Origin of the sequence: Yersinia sp. 2466 StPb PI, assembly GCF_041538325.1 — a bacterium.
In the GTDB taxonomy this organism is placed as follows: Bacteria; Pseudomonadota; Gammaproteobacteria; order Enterobacterales; family Enterobacteriaceae; genus Yersinia; species Yersinia enterocolitica_E.
Window position 1 is genome coordinate 582,031 of sequence record NZ_JAULSL010000001.1, and the last position, 17,617, is coordinate 599,647.

A 17,617-nucleotide genomic window follows, 5' to 3' on the forward strand; every position below is an offset into this window, starting at 1 on the left:
CACTCAGGGCTATTTCTAAGCCAGAGGGCGTTGTGAATAATGAGTGACGTGAATAACCCTGAGGATCTGCTTGGTATTAACCGCTTTCTGCGCCAGCAACATGTACTGACGCTGTGTGCGGGCAGTGGTATCGATATGTGGTGTGCCAACTGTTTTTACGTATTTGATGAAACGCAGATGGCGCTATTTATCATGACAGAAAAGCACACCCGACATGGTGAACTGATGCAGATAAACCCACAGGTTGTCGGCACCATCGCCACCCAGCCGCGCACAGTAGCCTTGATTAAAGGTATTCAATACCGCGCAGAGATAAGCGAATTAACGGGGGATGCGGAACACCGCGCCCGCCAGCGCTACTGCCGCCGCTTTCCGGTGGCTAAAGTGGTATCCGCTCCACTCTGGCAGCTCAATCTGCTGGAAATCAAGATGACTAATAATACCCTTGGTTTTGGCAAAAAACTGTATTGGCAGCAAGACTCTTCACTATAAATTTCCTGTTTTAATGATAACTGCTATTTTTCGATTCTATGTAATAGTGTCTCTGGTATGTATTATTCATAACAATTGATTTCAATAATTGTCTCCGCACTTTTTCGCGGCATTAGCATCAATACCAGAAGGCAGGAGGTCAGATGGCGAAGGTATTATTACTGGGCGCAAGTGGCCTGGTGGGGGGCGAATTACTGCGCCTGTTACGTTTGGATGCCAGAGTGACATCCATCATTGCACCTAGCCGTAAACCCTTGCCAGCCATGAATAAACTGATTAATCCGCAGGGTGAAAATATCGGCGAGTTGCTGAAAACCTTGGATCAACCGGTGGAGTTGGTTTTTTGCTGTTTGGGGACCACCCGTAAGCAAGCTGGCAGCCAGGCGGCATTTCGTTTGGTGGATTATCGGTTGGTATTGGCCGCTGGTGAAACCGGCTTGCGGCTGGGCGCACGGCATTTTCTATTGGTAAGCGCGATGGGTGCTAATGCCAACTCATGGGTGTTTTATAACCGCACCAAAGGTGAGGCCGAGCGTGACTTACAGGCTCAGGGCTGGCCACAACTTACTTTTGCCCGGCCCTCAATGCTGGCAGGTCAGCGCGACAAGCCCCGCTTGATGGAGAGCCTGAGCGCGCCTCTGTTTGCCTTATTGCCAGATAAGTGGCGCTTGATTAAAGGCAAAGATGTCGCACAGGCGATGCTGGATCAGGCTTTTGCGCCGCCGAAAGAGGGCGTGACAATCTTAACCTCCGCTCAGATGCAGCAGCGTTGATCATAATAGGGTAATCGTCTGATTATCATGGGCGATTGCCACCTCTGCCGGTAATGGGTGGTCAAGCAACCATCGATCAAGTTGGTGGCTGGCATGGGTCAGCAACGTCTGTTGTGGCATTAGCAAATCCTTAATGGCTAACGCGATGGTTACATCATTGTGATTGCGTGGCGGCGGCGTCTGCGGCGGGTGGCTGCAATCCAGCACCAGCAGATCGATATTTTTGCTGGTCAGAAATAGCGCACTATCAGCGGGTAGCCCGACGGTATCGGTTAAATAGGCGATGGTCCGGCTGGGGCTTTGCAATAAATAGCCGAAGGTTATTTTGGAATGGGTTAGCGGCACCGGTGTGACCCGTAAGTCACCAAAATGGAGGGTCTGGAATGCGGCCATCGGCGGCTGAAAATGCAGAATTCCAGGATGTTTGAACAGATCGTCACAGCCGTCTGGATCCGGCGGTCCGTAGATCGGGATCGAATTTCCGCATCCCCAACGTAACGGAAATAACCCCTGAACATGATCCATGTGGTAATGTGTAAGCAAAAAACGCTGAATTTCCCCCGCAGTAAACTGCTGATCCAGTGTCGGCAATCCGGCATCAATCAAGGTGGTTTCCCCCTGATATCGCAGCATGGCACTGCAAGGTTTACGGCCCAATGCGGGCTGCACTCTGGCTTTAGCACAAATCACGCAGTCACAACCAAATACCGGCACCTGCTGGGCGCAACCGGTGCCTAACAGTGTCAGTTCCATTTTTTATCCCCCATTTCTTTACTGGTTAGGGGAGCTAGCAGTAATTGTTGTAACTGCCCCAGTGTGTGGTGCAGCTCACCATCATTAGACAGTTGCAAACAGTTAACCGGTAGCTGTTGCTGATAGTGTTGCGCCCGTTGTAATCGTGCATTGATCTGTTCACTGTTCTCTCGGCCACGTTGTTGCAATCGTTGCGCTAAAATAGCCGGAGAAACCGTCAGACAGAGCGGCAAAAGTTGGTCGGAATAGCGCTGTTGTGCCTCTGGCAGATAAGCTCTGGAGCCATTAACCACCACATCTAACCCGTGTTGTAGCCAGATATCAATCTCAATACCTATCCCATAGCGATACTGATGCGCTTGCCAGTACAGCGCGAATAATCCTTGGGCCGCCCGCAGTAAAAACTCCTGTTCACTTAGCGCAACATGGTTTTCCGCCCCGGCATTGGCCTGGCGGGTGATATAACGATGTGCCACGATAATATTTGCCGGATTGGCTGCCCGCAGCGCCGACAGCAGACAATCTTTTCCGGCCCCTGATGCCCCCATCAGATAGATTAAGCGCCCCATCAGAACACCTGTATTCCCTGACGCCAAACGTTTTGCACGTAAACATGTTTACTTTGCGCACTGTCATGAGCGCGTGCCAGTATCAAATCAGCCCGTTTACCTTCGGCAATAACACCACGATCCTGTAGTCCCAAGGCGTTGGCAGGATTACGTGTTACCAAATTAACCGCTTGCGGTAAGGTGAAGCTATTGGTTGCATCGTGTGCGATACGAAAGGCCGCATCCAGCAAGCTGGCTGGGTAATAGTCAGACGATAAAATATCCAGTACTCCAATAGCGGCCAGTTGGTGTGCTGCAACATTGCCTGAATGGGAGCCGCCACGGACGATATTTGGCGCGCCCATCAATACTTGTAAACCATGCTGATGTGACGCTCTGGCCGCCACCTCCGTGGTGGGAAATTCAGCAATCACACTGCCCAGTGCTTGTGATTGTGCCACATGTTCCGCCGTGGCATCATCGTGACTGGCGAGGGCAATGCCCCGCTGAGAGCAGTGATCGGCGATCGCTGTTCGATTCGGCGCTGACCAGCGCGCTGACAGGGTGATTTGCTCTTCCTCAAACTCTGCCATTTGTTGATCATTAAGATGGTATTTGCCCTGATAATACTCACGATATTTTGCCCGGGAGGCGAATTGACGCTGGCCTGGTGAGTGATCCATCAGCGATACCAATGACAGTTCAGGCTGCATCATCAGTTCTTCAAACAGCGGTAGAGTACTTTCATGAGGTAATTCACAACGTAAATGAATCCGGTGTTCTGCCCGGTTCAGTCCCGCCCGCTGACTATCCACCACCGCATTAATCATTTTTTGCAGATTATCCAGACGATGCCCGCCATCGCGCACATCGCCAATCGCCACTGCGTCCAACACGGTGGTGATCCCACTGGCAACCATCAGCGCATCATGGCTGCTCATCGCCGAATGAGCTGGCCAATCAACGTTGGGGCGTGGGGTAAAAAACTTGTCCAGATTATCGGTATGCAGCTCGATCAATCCCGGCAACAGCCAGCCATGGTGTCCATCTAAGGCGGCAGAGAGTTGGGTTGGGCGATCACTGTAATTGTGGATAACCCCGTTTTTGATTTCGAGCGATCCGTTGACCACCTGATCTTCCAGAATAAGGTTGATGTTATTGAGGATCATGCGGGTATCTCCGGACTGGCATCGGCGGGAAAGGGCGTCATGACCAGTAAGCGATCACTGACATGGTTACGTACGGCCTCATCGTGGAAAATTCCAATGATGGCGGCCCCTCGCTGTTTAGCTTCATCAATCAGGCTAACGACTGCCGCGCTATTGGTGCTGTCGAGCGATGCCGTTGGCTCATCAAGCAGCAATATGGGGTAATCTTTGATAAAACCACGGGCGATATTGACCCGCTGCTGCTCGCCGCCGGAAAAGGTCGAGGGGGCCAGATCCCATAAGCGTGGTGGAACATTGAGGCGAGTCAGGAGATCCTGCGCGCGCTGTTGGCATATATGGCGTTCAACGCCAAGCTCCAGTAGCGGTTGCATCACCACATTTAATGCACTGATCCGTGGGATCACCCGCAAAAATTGGCTGACCCAACCCACGGTATGACGGCGTACCTCCATAATTTGTCGCGCTGGTGCTGCCACAATGTCGAGCCATTCCCCCTGATGCTTGACCCAGATATGCCCGCTGTCTGGCAGATAGTTGGCATATAAAGAGCGTAGCAGAGTAGATTTACCGCTGCCGGAATGGCCGTGTAATACCACACATTCACCGCTACTCACTTCCAGTGAGGTTTGATGCAATACCGGTAAGCGAATACCATGCTGGTGGTGTAGTACGAAGGTTTTACTGAGATTTTCAACTCTCAGTTGTGGGTGATTGATAGGCCGTTGCTGGTGATTCATAGTGAGCTCTCGTTAATCTATTCACGGGTTAACAGACAAAACAGTCAGTTTTGTAGCACCGATGAAACCAATAGTTGGGTGTAGGGATGATGGGGATCGTCTAGTACTCGATCGGTCAGGCCGCTTTCGATAACCTGACCCTCCTTCATCACCAGCAACCGGTGTGCCAATAGCCGGGCCACACCGAGATCATGAGTGACAATCACCACTGCCAGTTGCATTTCCACCACCAGATTGCGCAGTAAATCCAGTAGTCGCGCTTGTACTGATACATCCAGGCCACCCGTCGGTTCGTCCATAAATACCAGCTTGGGGTGGGTCACCAGATTGCGGGCAATTTGCAGGCGTTGTTGCATGCCGCCGGAGAAGGTAGTGGGTAAGTCATCCAGGCGTGATAGTGGGATCTCGACATCCTCCAGCCAGCGCCCTGCTTGTTGGCGGATGTCGCCGTAATGGCGCTGGCCAATAGCCATTAGACGCTCGCCGATATTGCCACCGGCGGAAACCTGTGGGCGCAAACCATCCAGTGGATGCTGATGGACCACCCCCCATTCGGTGCGCAGTAAACAGCGGCGCTGACTTTCAGCCATCTGATATAAATCAACTGGTTGCTGGGCACCAGAGTGGTAAATAACCTGCCCATGCTGTGGCGGCAACCGGGCAGAAATCGATTTTAATAAGGTGGTTTTGCCAGAGCCGGATTCACCGACAATTCCCAATACTTCACCGGGATAGAGCTGGAAAGAGACGTTGCTAAACCCCTTACCTGGCGCATACAAGTGTGTGAGATTCTCCACTGATAGCAGTGGGTGAGCGGCTGCGGATGATGAAATAACCTGTTCGGAAATCATTGAATATTTACCTCTTGTGCCGCCAGTTGCTGCTGGCAAAAATCAGTATCAGAACAGACAAACATTCGGCTGCCCTGATCGTCCATCACCACTTCATCAAGATAGCTGTGGCGCGAGCCGCACAAGGCACAGGGTTCATCCCATTGCTGCACGGTAAATGGGTGATCGTCGAAATCCAGACTTTCCACCTTGGTAAAGGGAGGCAGGGCATATAACCGCTTCTCGCGACCGGCCCCGAACAGTTGCAGCGCGGGCATCATGTGCATTTTGGGGTTATCAAATTTTGGGATCGGTGAAGGGTCCATCACGTAGCGATCGTTCACTTTGACCGGATAGGCGTAGGTGGTGGCGATATGGCCGTAGCGGGCGATATCTTCATACAGTTTTACCTGCATCACGCCGTATTCTTCCAGCGCATGCATTTTGCGCGTTTCGGTTTCGCGTGGTTCGATAAAGCGCAGTGGCTCTGGGATCGGCACCTGATAGATAAGGATCTGATCTTCGCTCAGTGGTGTTTCAGGAATGCGATGCCGGGTTTGGATCAAGCTGGCATCGACAGTGCTTTCGGTGGTCGTCACCCCGCTGACGCGCTGAAAAAAACGGCGGATAGAGACAGCATTGGTGGTGTCATCTGCCCCTTGGTCGATCACTTTTAATACATCTTTGCGGCCAATCAGGCTGGCGGTCAATTGAATGCCACCGGTGCCCCAACCATAAGGCATCGGCATTTCCCGCCCGCCGAACGGCACTTGATAACCGGGGATCGCCACTGCTTTTAGCAGCGCGCGGCGTAAAGTTCGTTTGGTTTGCTCATCTAGGTATCCCAGATTATAACCGGTGAGAACCTCAGTCATGGCGTGGTTCCTGTTCTTGAGAGGATGGCTGTTGCGAGGCGAGTAAGTGCTCACGACGCAGGCGTTTTAGCAATTCCAGTTCCGCTTGAAAATCTACGTAATGCGGCAGTTTAAGATGAGAAACAAACCCCGCGGCTTCGACATTATCGGCATGGGAGAGCACGAATTCTTCATCCTGCGCCGGGCTGGTGACCTTTTCGTCATATTCGCGGCTTTGTAAGGCTCTATCCATCAGCGCCATCGACATCGCTTTGCGCTCACCACGGCCAAACACCAGACCATAACCACGTGTAAAGTGCGGAGGTTCTGATTCCGGGTTGACAAAGCCATTCACCATCTCGCATTCGGTCAGTAAGATTTCGCCGATATCAATAGCAAATCCAAGTTCTTCAGGCTGAATTGAAACGGTCAGGTGACCGGTGCGGATCTCGGCGGCAAAGGGATGGGTGCGGCCATAACCACGTTGCGTGGAATAGCTCAGCGCCAGCAGAAAGCCTTCGTCACCACGGACCAATTGTTGCAGCCTGGCCGAGCGATTGCAGGGATAAACGGGGGGATTGCGGGTGATATCTTCCGGCGGAGTACCGTCATCTTGCTCTGTCAGGGCAAGCTGCTCTTGAACTAATAAATCAAACACATGGGCACAGTTATTGCGTAATAAGTCATCGGATAATGTTTCGCCATCGTTGCGCGCTTGCGGTGCATCGCCTGCGGCCAGCAGGGTAAAATCCAGCAGCCGGTGGGTGTAATCATAGGTTGGACCGAGCACTTGCCCGCCAGGCAAGTCTTTGTAAATGGCTGAAATACGACGCTCTAGCCGCATATGCTCGCTTGCTAGCGGTTGACTGACAGCCAAACGGGGTAAGGTTGTGCGGTAAGCGCGTAGTAGGAAAATGGCTTCCACCAAGTCACCACTGGCTTGTTTAATTGCCAGTGCGGCCAGCTCGCGATCATAGATGCCCCCTTCGGTCATCACCCGATCAACCGCCAGACCGAGTTGTTGTTCAATTTGCTCGCAATCGACTGCCGGGATCTGGCTGTCGCCACGCCGTTGCTGTTCCAGCAATTGATGGGCTGCTGCAATCGCTTTTTCGCCCCCTTTGACTGCAACGTACATCAGCACACCTCCACATGGGTGGTTCGTGGGATTGCCATCAGGTTCTCGCCACAGGTAAACAGAAAATCGATGCCAGCCGGAAATGCAGCAGGGCGGTTAAGCAGATAATTCAAGACGGTGGCGGGCAGGTGTGGTGCAACAGTGCGGCTGTGTTCAATACCTGGCCCGCGTAACCGTAATGGCATGCCGTGGTGTAGGCTGTCGGTCTGAATCACCACCGTAGTGGATTGTTCCGGTGACAGTTCATTACCTGCCGGGCAGGTGGCGAGTTGCTCTGCTGTTATCTCATTATTAAATAATGAAAAAGAGGATTTATCACCGCATGTCGTTAGGGGCGCACCGGTATGAAAACGCACATTGTGTTGCACGCTGTCACTATTAAGTGCTGCGTCGAGATAGAGTGGCGTCTCTTGGTCGGCCAGCGTGAGCAAAACACTGGTGGTTGCTGGGTTCAGTGGTTGCCAGCCGGTAGCATGGGGCAGTGTTACCAGCACGCCCGGTTCACTCAACGCTTTGAGAATACGACGAAAAGTGTGCTGCGCATCATCCACCGGATGCTCAAAATGAGTTAATAAGTTCATCAGTCCTCTCCCCGCACCAAGGTGAAGAAATCAACCTTACTGGCGGTGATAGCATCAGCGCGTAATTGTCGCCGTTCTTGTTGTATTGCGGCCAGTGGGTGAATCACGGTTTTCAGCAATAATTCATTCAACCCGGCGGGTTTACCCTTGACGGTGGAGAGTTGTAACAAGGCATCCAGCACGGCGCACAGCTCGGCATGAGGCTTATTACGCCCGGCAATGTAGCTGTAACCATAAATATCCGTGCTGTCGTTAAGCTTGATAACGGCACGCGTTATGGTCATATCACCAAGGATAAAACGGCGACCAGTAGCCCCCATCCGGGCCTGTAATTGGTTTAAACCTATCTCTGGGGCGCGGATCACCTGATATTCCGGTGATAAATTCAAGGCTTGCCAGTGAGCGAGCAACTCTGCTGGCTGGCAGTGGGCTAACACCGACATCCAGTTTTGCCGAGTGGTATGGCGAGTTTCCATTCAGTGCTCCATCGTCAATTCAATCATGTCGGCCCGCGTCAGGCTGACGGAGTATTCCGCCACCTGCTGGCTATCAACACAGATATTTAAGGTTCGCACACAGAGCAGCGGCGCATGAGTCGCAATCTCGAGTAAGCGGCTCTCTTTTGCCTGCGCACGACGTGCGCTGATGCGGGTTTGGCTACGACTCAGTGGTTGTTGTAAATGCTGGGTGATGAATTGATGCAATGAACCGGAGTTGAATTGTTGTAAAGCAGGCCACCAGCGCAGGTCTGGCAGGTAGTGATCGATAACACAGACTGGTACGCCATTAACCCGCCGCAGAGTACGTAAATGGATCACGGTGGTGCCTTCTGCCAGTGAGAGCGCTTTGGCTACATGCTCTATACACGGGCGCAAGACTGCGAGTAAGCGCTCACTGGTGGGGTCACTACCTTGATCCAGCAAGTTCTGGCTAAAGCGAGCATTAGCATGCAGTGGATAGTCATACGGGCGCATTAATACCAGCGTGCCGATGCCCTGGCGGCGTTGTAGCCAGCCACGTTCAACCAGTTCATCCACTGCCCGACGCAAGGTATGGCGATTAACTTGATAGCGATCAGCCAGTTGTTGTTCAGAAGGCAGGTAATCGCCACAACGATAGGCACCACGCAATTCCTGTTCTAATTGGGCCGCAATTTGTTGATAGCGGGTGGGGTAGCTGGTCGGTGGTCTAGATAAGTGCATGGTAGATATACCCTCTCAGTGCTATCCCCCTCATGGCCGTTTCTAGCCGCAGCGAAGCAACAGAAGTAGCAAAACGGACGAGCAGATGGCGGATAGTCATAGTGATAACCGGTAAGTGATCTCACCGCTATGCTGGCTGTTTTTGATGACAGTAGGGTTAAGCTGAGATGGCGGAACGATGAAGTTTTTGCGTTTATCGGTGCGGGTTTTATTGAGAAAATAGAGATTTTTATAAGAAAAAGTTTTATCGCATTATCAAAATGATACATATCCAGCCGATAAATTTTCATTTAAAACAAAAAATAAACATTACCTTAACTTGAGTGAAACATAAGTGTCTCTTATAGTTATTTCACGCCGCTGTGGCGTTCTCTCTGGGGGGTTATGCTATGAGCCCTAATAATATCAGCCGTCTGAGCACAATCAGTTTGGTAATATTGCTTGCCAGCTCACTTGCGGCATGTAGTGGAAGTGGTGGTGGTTCTCACAATACTGCGAAGAATAATGCGGGTCAGGCCGCCGGTGGAACTGGTTCTGGTAGTGATGGCAGTGGCGGCGATGGTAATGGTGGCACTGGCTCTGGTGGCGGCTCTGGCGGCGGAACGGGCGGAGGAACAGATAACGGTGGTGGGACAACCGCGAATAATTCCGCGGTCGGGAATGTGGTTAGTGGTGTCGGTACCGCCGTAGATGGTGTCGGCAATACGGTCAGTGATGTTGTCAGCCAAACACCTGTCGGCAGCTTGCCAATCGTCGGTGGTGGTTTGGTCACCGTGGTTGACAGTGCAGGTAATGCAGTCAGTGAGGTTGGGACCGGATTACAGAATGGCGTCGGCCAATTAGGAAATAATCCTAATGCTTTAGGCACGACAGCCGCCAGTGTACCGAAAGCTGTCGCTGATGTCGGTACTGGTGTTTCAGGATTGGGAGGCACGGTCTCAGGTATCGCTGCTAATACACCATTGGGCGGTGTTACTAGTACGGCAGGTGGGCTGGTGGATAAGACCGGTGGTGCGGTAACGTCCATTGGTAATGGGCTGGCGCAAGACCTGCAAACCGGTACCACCAGTAAGTTGACGACCGCAGCGACCGGCATAGTGACGCCGGTGGTGGGTCAGGTACAAGACATTACGCAAACCGTAGGTGGAACCACGGGGATTGGCGCACCGGTTAATAACTTATTGACCGCGGTCGGCGGCACCGTTGCGGCGACGGGGACACAAGTGGGTACGAGTGTGCCAACCTTAGCGGGAGTGGGCCAGGTATTACAAGGCACCGGGCAGGCAGTTGAGAGGGCCGGTGGTCTGGTCACTCCTCCAGCGTCAACTGGCGGTTCGAATGGCTTATTGGCGGGCGTTACCACGACCTTGACTCCCAGCACCGGTGGCAGTAATAGCGGGTTGCTGGCAGGTGTGACTAACACCGTTGGTGGCATTACCGGTGGGTTGACTGCGGGCGTCTCCGCTAACGCAAATGCCAGTGCGGGGGGAGGCTTGGGCGGAATATTAAAACCAAAAACCAATTAAAAATATAATGAGATTTGCTCTCCCTTACTCTCTGGGGAGAGCCTCGCTGTCTGACGATAATAAAAATAGGCTATTAAAATTATAATTTAATGTGCGCATAAGGAAATATTCTATGAATAATAGAGTGTGGCTGTTATTGTTATTTGGCACTGGTGGTATATGGCAATATAGTGCATGGGCCAATACGGTTCCCATGTTGATTGATCAGAATAATCCGTCCAGAATATCACGTGACATTGCTAAGCCCCAAACCACACGAACAGTACCACCTGCTATTTCAGTGTCTGCTCCCAATGCTAAGTTAACACTTGAAACCTTAATTGATGTGCAGCATATTCAATTTATTGGCGGTACACGTTATGATCTTAAGTTACTTCGTGAACCGTTCAACGGTTATATTGGTAAAAAAGTACCGTTAAAGAGTTTATTGGTGGCAACTCAATCTATTACTACATTATATCAGCAAGACGGTTATATTCTCTCTTATGCTTATTTACCCTCAGATAACTTTATTAATGGCACGGTAAAAATAGGCTTGGTTGAGGGTTACATTGCCAATACGCGGATTCAAAGTGAAAATGTTGCGATAGGCCGCTGGCTAACCAAGCTATCACAGCGCATCATGGCAGAGAAGCCACTGACGCAGGACACCTTTGAACGCTACAATATTTTGATGAGCCGGACCCCAGATACCAAAATCATTGCCACGGCTAAAAACCCGGATAATATTTATGGCGCGACACTACTGGACGTTAAAGCCGAACATCCACGTAACTGGAATGTTAGTACTGCGCTGGATAGTCGCAAAGGAGTATACAGTGGTGTACTTAATGCAACCTTAAGTGGATTTACACCCTATGCCGAACAATTTGGTGTGGCGACGTTATTACCGCTCGACAGTAAAAATCGCGACCAATATCTTGGTTTAAACTATCAACAATATCTAGGGAGCAATGGATTATTACTACAAACCCGTGGCAGCTATTATAAGCAGGTTCCCAAAGACTATACCGATGTACTGACATTGTATCCGCAAGATATTACCTTATCAACGCGTTCCGAGCAGACGCAATATACCGGTGGTGTGGTATTGAGTTATCCATTGCAATTAACGCGCAAGCGGCAATGGACCCTGAGTGGTGGCGTAGATTATCTAGAGAAAAGTTACAATTTAAAAACTCGCGCCCGATTTAATACTGTTAATAATTATTTGCTGGATTTAGAAGAGCAGAATCAGCGAATGCGTTATCCGGCGGCTGAATTAGCACTGGCGGGTTATCAGGAATATACCCAATCTTATTGGAGCACCCGCGCCAGTGTGCGCAAAGGGATCAATGGTGCTCTGGCATCCAGTTCGGTACCGTGGGGCGACTTGGGCTTTACCCGCTGGAAACTCACCGGTGACGGGGCATATCTGATGGACGAGAAATGGCGCTTGAGTGCCTCGGCAGAAGGGGATTGGTCGGACAATGATTTACCCGAGGCCGAGCATGTCACTTTTGGCGGACTGCGCTTCGGCCGTGGTTATCCAGACAGTGACGCAACCGGGGATTATGGTTATGGCGGGCAGGTAGAAATGCGCTATCTGCATAACCGGGAACAGGGCAACTGGTTGAAGACGGTCCAACCTTATGTGGTTTTGGATACAGCCCACACGTGGTACAACTCTGCCATTTTCCCCGCGAAGAAGCTGGCTTCATATGCCGTTGGGGTGACCTTTGGTGACAACAAACACTATTCACTGTCATTGGAAGGGGCGAGGCCGATTGGCGACCTCCCCAGTGATAGCACACGCCGTGATTGGCGGTTTAATGCTACTTTGACCTATAATTTTGCCAATTAACGCAGGTGATGGATAACCTGATTACCGCTGCCACGCCAGATAAGCGAGGGATCTTTTAGATCTTGCACGAATTTGCCGTCAACCAACACGTTGATCAGATCAACCACTTGCTGTTGTTCGTCGGTCAGTTCAGCCAGGGTGTAGCCCGTCCAGACCCAAATATCTTTGCTATCGCACTCATTACGCACTCGCTTAACCAGTTGCAGTATCGCAGACAGGTTTTGCGGGTGCAGCGGATCACCGCCGGAGAGGGATAACCCTTGCCGATGGATGCGGGCGTCATTGAGATCAGCCACTATCTGATCCTCTAGTTCACGAGTAAATGGCTTACCCGAATTCAGTCGCCAGGTACTTTTGTTATAACAACCCACACACTCGTGCATGCAGCCAGAGACGAACAGCGTGCAGCGGGTGCCGGGGCCGTTGATGACATCGACCGGGTAGTATTGATGGTAATTTATAATCAGTGCCTCCCTTTGTACTTGGCGCTGCGGGGGTGTTGGCTGAGTTCGCAAACCCGAATCACTTGACTACTATGTAAGTTCATCGGGATGAGTTCGCTTGCCGGCTACCTGCAACTCCAATTACTTTGGGTAATATCGTATTAAGCGGTTAGCCCAGTTGTCCATTCGCCAGATGTTTCACGCGCCGCTTCACTTCTTCTTGCTTACCGGCATTGAATGGTCGTGCATCCGGGCTCCCCAGATAGCCACATACTCTGCGGGTTACCGAGACTTTCGATGGCTCATGATTGCCACATTTCGGGCAGGTAAAACCTTTACTGGTACAAGAGAATTCACCGGTGAAGCCACATTCGTAGCACTCATCAATTGGCGTGTTAGTACCGTAATAAGGCACCCGACTGTAGCTGTAGTCCCAGACATCTTCCAACGCTCTGAGGTTGTGCTGCAAGTTAGGGTATTCGCCGTAACAAATGAAGCCACCGTTCGCCAATGGTGGGTAAGGTGCTTCGAAGTCCAGTTTGTCGTATGGGTTAACTTTCTTCTCAACATCCAGATGGAAGCTGTTGGTGTAATAGCCTTTGTCGGTGACGCCGTCCACCACACCAAATTCAGCGGTATCAAGGCGGCAGAAACGGTCACACAGGTTTTCACTTGGTGTGCTGTACAAGCTGAAGGCGTAGCCGGTTTCATCTTTCCAGGTGTCTGTTGCTTGTCTCATCCGTTCGACGATAGCCACGCCCTTTTCACGCAATTTTTCGTCATCAAAGACATGGGTCTGATGGCCAAACAGCGCATTAACCGTTTCATGGATACCGATAAAGCCCAGCGAGATGGATGCACGGCCATTTTTAAAGATCTCAGAAACGTTGTCGTCGGCTTGTAAGCGCACGCCGCAAGCCCCTTCCATATACAGAATCGGAGCCACACGGGCTTTAATCCCTTCCAGACGGGCAATACGGGTCATCAGGGCTTTCTTGGCTAACAGCAGGCGTTCATCCAGTAATTGCCAGAACTGGGCTTCATCGCCTTTGGCTTCCAGCGCAATACGTGGCAGGTTGAGACTGATAACCCCGAGGTTATTACGGCCATCGTGGATCTGTTTACCCTCTTCTTCATACACTCCGAGGAAGCTGCGGCAACCCATTGGTGTTTTAAAGGAACCGGTTACTTTTACTACTTGGTCGTAATTTAGAATGTCCGGGTACATGCGTTTAGTCGCACACTCCAGCGCCAGCTGTTTGATATCGTAATTGGCATCGCCAAACTTGTGATTAAGACCGTCACGGATAGCAAACACCAGTTTCGGGAATACCGCGGTTTTGCGATTTTTGCCCAAACCGGCAATACGGTTACGCAGAATGGCCTGCTGGATCATGCGCGATTGCCAACTGGTGCCTAAGCCAAAACCGAAAGTGACAAAGGGGGTCTGACCATTGGCGGTGTGGAGGGTGTTAACTTCATATTCCAGCGACTGGAAGGCGTCGTAACACTCTTTCTCGGTGCGCGACATGGCATAACCGGCGGCATCAGGAATTTGCCATTCTTGAGCCACAGATTTATGTTTGTTAAAACTTTCAGTGACAAACGGGGCCAGAATTTCATCGATACGGTTAATGGTTGTACCACCATAGATATGGCTGGCAACCTGCGCGATAATCTGTGCGGTCACTGCGGTGGCGGTAGAAATGGATTTCGGTGGTTCAATTTCCGCATTACCCATTTTAAAGCCTTGGGTTAGCATGCCATCGAGATCAATCAACATACAGTTGAACATTGGGAAGAAGGGCGCGTAATCCAAATCGTGATAGTGGATTTCACCACGTTCATGCGCTAACACCACATCCCGTGGCAAGATATGCTGTTTGGCATAGTGTTTCGCCACAATACCGGCCAGCAGATCGCGCTGGGTGGGGATCACTTTACTATCTTTATTGGCATTTTCGTTAAGCAGCGCTTTGTTACTTTGCTCAACCAATCCACGGATTTCCTGATTCAGGCGACCACGCAGCTCCCGCGAGATATCCCGGTCATGGCGATATTCAATATAGGCGCGGGCTAACTGCTTGTATTGACCGGCCATCAGTTGGTTTTCTACCGCAGTTTGGATGTCGCGGATATCAACTTTAGGCTGGTTTTCCATCGTCTGAGCGACCACACGGGCAACAGTTGCACAATAATCTGCGTCCACAACGTCAACAGCCAAGGCTGCGCGCTCGACGGCTTCCTTGATCCGCACCTCATCAAAAGGTACCTGACAACCGTCCCGTTTAATCACTACTGTTTTCACAATGCCTGCTCCTGTAGCCGGTAATAATTATCTACAAGAAATCTTATCCACAAGGCAAGCCGCAGCGGGTAAGGGCTGCGAGGGAGGTGTGGATGGTTTTGTGGATAACTACTACATATAGATGTTTGAATTCCTACAACCACTATATATGGGTAATGGCAGAAGTGACAGTCAACTAATTTGACTTAGAACAAGGAAATCGACGTTAGGTCTATTCCCTGCTCAGTGCGTCACAAAAACGATATTTTTATGTGACTTATTGTGCGGATAAAGCGTGATGTGGGCCGAAATGTTTTAACAGGAAATCAACCCAAACACGGACTCTGGGTGGTAAATCGGCAGAAGCATAATAAAGCCATACTGGGGTCGGGGCGGGCCAGTAACTCACCAATACCGGCATAAGGCTGCCATCGGCAAAGTGTGGCGCTGCATGCCACTGTGCCACATAGGTGATCCCCATATCCGCTAATGCGGCATGTAGCAGCATATCCGGCTGGGAAGAGATCAAACGACCTGATAACTCTAAGGATTGAACCTCATTATTCTGCTGCAATTGCCATTTTACTCTCCGGCCATTTGATGGATTACGGTGTATTAAACACTGATGTTGATAGAGATCCTGTGGGTTGGCGGGTGAACCATTGCGGGCCAGATAAGCAGGGGATGCCGCCAGCAGCATTTGCATTGGGTAAAACTGACGAGCAATCAAGCGGCTATCGGGATCGATGCGAGTGCCGATGCCGACATCAAATCCTTCTCCGACCAAATTCACCACTCTGGCCTCCAGTGAAAGATCCAAATCAATCTGCGGATAACGCGCCATAAATTTTGGAATAAGTGGCATCAACAGTTGGCGGCCAAAGCCGGGAATGACACTGACCCGCACCGTACCACTGGGTTGTTGCTCATCATTACGTACCGTATCCAGAGTGTTGGAAAGTGCCTGCCACAGTGGTGCCACTCGTGCCAATAATGTTTTGCCTTCATCCGTTAGCACCACGCTGTGGGTATTGCGCTGAAACAGACGTAGCGCCAGTTTTTCTTCCAGTACACGAATATTCTTGCTGACCGCAGCAGGTGTGATACCTAGCTGCCTGGCTGCGGTGGAGAAGTTGTCACTCTGAGCTGCGGTGAGAAAAGCGGGCAGTAAACGATGAATATCCAGAGGCAGCGACATAGTGGTTGATACCTTTAGTTGAAATTAATGTGACTGATAGCAGCCTACACCGACCAGCCGGAAAATGAAAAAATAGGTTTATCAAACTGGTTGGAGAAGTGCTATGCCCGCTATTTTAGTCTTAACATCCCATCGTCACCCGGATGAGTCTCGTATTAACCGTCGGTTGATAGAGGCCATCCGCCCATTAGCGAATGTCACGGTGCATGAATTGATGCGTGAATACCCTGATTTTCAGATAGATGTGGCGCGAGAACAGGAGTTGTTGAAGTCACATGATGTGATTGTGATGATGTTTCCGTTTTACTGGTACAGCTCACCGGCTATTTTAAGTGAATGGCAGGATGCGGTATTAACCCATGGTTTTGCCTACGGCAGTGGTGGCAATAAGCTACAGGGTAAGCCGTTGCAGTTGGTGGTCTCCACTGGAGGGAAGGCTCAGGATTATACGCCACAGGGATATAACCGTTATCCGGCGTTAGATCTGTTATTGCCCTTCCATGCCATGGCGAACCTAACCGGAATGGATTATTTACCACCGTTTTTGGTGCAGGGGGCAAATGAGATGTCTGAAGATGCTTTAGATCATTATGTTCAGGGTGTGGTGGGGTTGATTAAGGGGTTTTAGCCACTCGTTCTAGTGGTAAGTGATCTGGTTCATTATTTTGGTTGATTTGGTGATTTGGTGATTTGGTGATTCGGTGCTCGGATTTGGTTGTTAGAGTAGATCGAATCATTATTTCGGTTGATAATCGTTCAGTGCTCAATTCATTTCCGCCACCTCAACCGAGTTAAGGCCCATAAGCGTGGGCCTTAACAATCCGCGCTTGCGCACGTATCGCTGGCCTGCTGCGCAGGTACCCTCAATCATCGTTCCGGCTAACGGATGGCTTTATTCGCGTCCCTGCTCATGACGCCTCAACCCGCCGTCCTTGGCGGGTTGCCTTGCCTACTCTCTTCACTCGGCGGCTCAAATGTGCTTTTAAACATCAAAACCTAAAGAAAAGGTTTTGATTTTGACGTTGGGCGCAATCAGGAATATTGCCGACAAAGATTGCAGGCCGAATGAGCCGCATGGACGCGGCGAAAGGGGCTGTCGAGCTGGGAGCGAGTCGGCCCCGGTTCGATTAGCCTGCAAGCGGCCGGAGGGCATGGCGAAGCCACAATATTTTGCGCAAGCGCGGGATTCCACAAGGGGGCGCGCCCGCCCCCTTTGGCGGTTGAGGCGACTAAGGTTAGGTTA

At 51.0% G+C, this 17,617-nt stretch carries 18 protein-coding genes; 5 read left to right on the forward strand and 13 right to left on the reverse strand.

Annotated elements, in window-relative coordinates; translation table 11 throughout:
* Positions 1-39: 39 nt before the first annotated feature.
* Together Q2T72_RS02675 and Q2T72_RS02680 are read left to right on the forward strand one after the other, a co-directional pair.
* Positions 40-492, forward strand: coding sequence for a YhbP family protein (locus Q2T72_RS02675; protein ID WP_193784741.1), 453 nt, complete (start codon positions 40-42; stop codon positions 490-492).
* Positions 493-635: 143 nt separating this feature from the next.
* Positions 636-1,265: a hypothetical protein gene (locus Q2T72_RS02680; protein WP_083160866.1), complete on the forward strand. Its 630-nt coding sequence runs from the start codon at positions 636-638 to the stop codon at positions 1,263-1,265.
* On the opposite strand, the gene phnP is transcribed toward Q2T72_RS02680, so the two are convergent.
* The 10 genes from phnP to phnF form a co-directional block, all read right to left on the reverse strand.
* A complete protein-coding gene (phnP, locus tag Q2T72_RS02685; protein WP_083160864.1) occupies positions 1,266-2,018 on the reverse strand; it encodes a phosphonate metabolism protein PhnP in 753 nt (250 codons plus the stop codon).
* Positions 2,009-2,587: a ribose 1,5-bisphosphokinase gene (gene phnN, locus Q2T72_RS02690; RefSeq protein ID WP_083160862.1), complete on the reverse strand. Its 579-nt coding sequence runs from the start codon at positions 2,585-2,587 to the stop codon at positions 2,009-2,011. Before phnN ends, phnP begins: the two co-directional genes overlap by 10 nt.
* Entirely contained in the window at positions 2,587-3,735 is a 1,149-nt protein-coding gene (gene phnM, locus Q2T72_RS02695; protein WP_372568586.1) for an alpha-D-ribose 1-methylphosphonate 5-triphosphate diphosphatase, read from the reverse strand. Before phnM ends, phnN begins: the two co-directional genes overlap by 1 nt.
* Positions 3,732-4,451, reverse strand: coding sequence for a phosphonate C-P lyase system protein PhnL (phnL, locus tag Q2T72_RS02700; protein WP_005186537.1), 720 nt, complete (start codon positions 4,449-4,451; stop codon positions 3,732-3,734). Before phnL ends, phnM begins: the two co-directional genes overlap by 4 nt.
* 65 nt (positions 4,452-4,516) lie before the next feature.
* Entirely contained in the window at positions 4,517-5,323 is an 807-nt protein-coding gene (gene phnK, locus Q2T72_RS02705) for a phosphonate C-P lyase system protein PhnK (protein ID WP_372568587.1), read from the reverse strand.
* Positions 5,320-6,177, reverse strand: coding sequence for an alpha-D-ribose 1-methylphosphonate 5-phosphate C-P-lyase PhnJ (locus tag Q2T72_RS02710; RefSeq protein WP_083160858.1), 858 nt, complete (start codon positions 6,175-6,177; stop codon positions 5,320-5,322). The genes phnK and Q2T72_RS02710 overlap by 4 nt, the downstream gene beginning before the upstream one ends.
* A complete protein-coding gene (locus tag Q2T72_RS02715) occupies positions 6,170-7,294 on the reverse strand; it encodes a carbon-phosphorus lyase complex subunit PhnI (RefSeq protein ID WP_372568588.1) in 1,125 nt (374 codons plus the stop codon). Before Q2T72_RS02715 ends, Q2T72_RS02710 begins: the two co-directional genes overlap by 8 nt.
* Positions 7,294-7,875, reverse strand: a complete 582-nt coding sequence (gene phnH / locus Q2T72_RS02720; protein ID WP_083160854.1) for a phosphonate C-P lyase system protein PhnH — start codon at positions 7,873-7,875, stop codon at positions 7,294-7,296. The genes Q2T72_RS02715 and phnH overlap by 1 nt, the downstream gene beginning before the upstream one ends.
* Positions 7,875-8,351 (reverse strand): phosphonate C-P lyase system protein PhnG, encoded by a 477-nt coding sequence (gene phnG, locus Q2T72_RS02725; RefSeq protein ID WP_083160852.1) that lies wholly within the window; start codon positions 8,349-8,351, stop codon positions 7,875-7,877. Before phnG ends, phnH begins: the two co-directional genes overlap by 1 nt.
* Positions 8,352-9,077: a phosphonate metabolism transcriptional regulator PhnF gene (phnF, locus tag Q2T72_RS02730; RefSeq protein WP_083160850.1), complete on the reverse strand. Its 726-nt coding sequence runs from the start codon at positions 9,075-9,077 to the stop codon at positions 8,352-8,354. It lies immediately after the preceding gene.
* A gap of 389 nt (positions 9,078-9,466) precedes the next feature.
* Between phnF and Q2T72_RS02735 the strand changes: the two genes are divergently transcribed.
* The gene (locus Q2T72_RS02735) at positions 9,467-10,603 is read left to right on the forward strand and encodes a collagen-like triple helix repeat-containing protein (RefSeq protein ID WP_372568589.1); all 1,137 of its coding nucleotides are present in this window, start codon (positions 9,467-9,469) and stop codon (positions 10,601-10,603) included.
* A 112-nt stretch (positions 10,604-10,715) separates the two neighbouring features.
* Positions 10,716-12,446 (forward strand): ShlB/FhaC/HecB family hemolysin secretion/activation protein, encoded by a 1,731-nt coding sequence (locus Q2T72_RS02740; RefSeq protein WP_372568590.1) that lies wholly within the window; start codon positions 10,716-10,718, stop codon positions 12,444-12,446.
* On the opposite strand, the gene nrdG is transcribed toward Q2T72_RS02740, so the two are convergent.
* From nrdG to Q2T72_RS02755, 3 genes are all read right to left on the reverse strand, one after another.
* Positions 12,443-12,907, reverse strand: a complete 465-nt coding sequence (gene nrdG / locus Q2T72_RS02745; protein WP_083163906.1) for an anaerobic ribonucleoside-triphosphate reductase-activating protein — start codon at positions 12,905-12,907, stop codon at positions 12,443-12,445. The genes Q2T72_RS02740 and nrdG overlap by 4 nt on opposite strands.
* Before the next feature lie 151 nt (positions 12,908-13,058).
* The gene (gene nrdD, locus Q2T72_RS02750) at positions 13,059-15,197 is read right to left on the reverse strand and encodes an anaerobic ribonucleoside-triphosphate reductase (protein WP_372568591.1); all 2,139 of its coding nucleotides are present in this window, start codon (positions 15,195-15,197) and stop codon (positions 13,059-13,061) included.
* Between the two features lie 256 nt (positions 15,198-15,453).
* Entirely contained in the window at positions 15,454-16,374 is a 921-nt protein-coding gene (locus Q2T72_RS02755) for a LysR family transcriptional regulator (protein ID WP_083160842.1), read from the reverse strand.
* Between the two features lie 103 nt (positions 16,375-16,477).
* On the opposite strand from Q2T72_RS02755, the gene Q2T72_RS02760 reads away from it, so the two are divergent.
* Positions 16,478-17,002, forward strand: a complete 525-nt coding sequence (locus Q2T72_RS02760) for an NAD(P)H-dependent oxidoreductase (protein ID WP_372568592.1) — start codon at positions 16,478-16,480, stop codon at positions 17,000-17,002.
* Positions 17,003-17,617 lie beyond the last annotated feature (615 nt).

Bases quoted from the DNA above. Each gene is read 5' to 3' on its own strand.
- Q2T72_RS02675 (WP_193784741.1), top strand. From the start codon at position 40: ATGAGTGACGTGAATAACCCTGAGGATCTGCTTGGTATTAACCGCTTT.
- Q2T72_RS02680 (WP_083160866.1), top strand. From the start codon at position 636: ATGGCGAAGGTATTATTACTGGGCGCAAGTGGCCTGGTGGGGGGCGAA.
- phnP (WP_083160864.1), bottom strand. From the start codon at position 2,018: ATGGAACTGACACTGTTAGGCACCGGTTGCGCCCAGCAGGTGCCGGTA.
- phnN (WP_083160862.1), bottom strand. From the start codon at position 2,587: ATGGGGCGCTTAATCTATCTGATGGGGGCATCAGGGGCCGGAAAAGAT.
- phnM (WP_372568586.1), bottom strand. From the start codon at position 3,735: ATGATCCTCAATAACATCAACCTTATTCTGGAAGATCAGGTGGTCAAC.
- phnK (WP_372568587.1), bottom strand. From the start codon at position 5,323: ATGATTTCCGAACAGGTTATTTCATCATCCGCAGCCGCTCACCCACTG.
- Q2T72_RS02710 (WP_083160858.1), bottom strand. From the start codon at position 6,177: ATGACTGAGGTTCTCACCGGTTATAATCTGGGATACCTAGATGAGCAA.
- Q2T72_RS02715 (WP_372568588.1), bottom strand. From the start codon at position 7,294: ATGTACGTTGCAGTCAAAGGGGGCGAAAAAGCGATTGCAGCAGCCCAT.
- phnH (WP_083160854.1), bottom strand. From the start codon at position 7,875: ATGAACTTATTAACTCATTTTGAGCATCCGGTGGATGATGCGCAGCAC.
- phnG (WP_083160852.1), bottom strand. From the start codon at position 8,351: ATGGAAACTCGCCATACCACTCGGCAAAACTGGATGTCGGTGTTAGCC.
- phnF (WP_083160850.1), bottom strand. From the start codon at position 9,077: ATGCACTTATCTAGACCACCGACCAGCTACCCCACCCGCTATCAACAA.
- Q2T72_RS02735 (WP_372568589.1), top strand. From the start codon at position 9,467: ATGAGCCCTAATAATATCAGCCGTCTGAGCACAATCAGTTTGGTAATA.
- Q2T72_RS02740 (WP_372568590.1), top strand. From the start codon at position 10,716: ATGAATAATAGAGTGTGGCTGTTATTGTTATTTGGCACTGGTGGTATA.
- Q2T72_RS02755 (WP_083160842.1), bottom strand. From the start codon at position 16,374: ATGTCGCTGCCTCTGGATATTCATCGTTTACTGCCCGCTTTTCTCACC.
- Q2T72_RS02760 (WP_372568592.1), top strand. From the start codon at position 16,478: ATGCCCGCTATTTTAGTCTTAACATCCCATCGTCACCCGGATGAGTCT.